1 rRNA gene is annotated in these 258 nt (G+C 57.0%); it reads left to right on the forward strand.

Features of this window, described 5'->3' with window-relative positions:
• Positions 1-235, forward strand: a 23S ribosomal RNA gene (locus QSK37_RS51340); the annotation flags it as partial.
• Positions 236-258 lie beyond the last annotated feature (23 nt).

The raw sequence follows: 258 nt of genomic DNA on the forward strand, positions 1-258 counted from the left end.
CGGGACGGACGAACCTCTGGTGTGCCAGTTGTACCGCCAGGTGCATGGCTGGTTGGCTACGTTCGGTCGGGATAACCGCTGAAAGCATCTAAGCGGGAAGCCTTCCTCGAGATGAGGTCTCCCAACCTTCATGGTTGTAAGGCCCCCAGCTAGACGACTGGGTTGATAGGCCGGAGATGGAAGCACCGCAAGGTGTGGAGTCGACCGGTACTAATAGGCCGAGTGACTTGAACACACTCACGTTTTGTTGCTCGCGTT

It is taken from the genome of Actinoallomurus iriomotensis (assembly GCF_030269445.1).
Classification (GTDB): domain Bacteria; phylum Actinomycetota; class Actinomycetes; order Streptosporangiales; family Streptosporangiaceae; genus Actinoallomurus; species Actinoallomurus iriomotensis.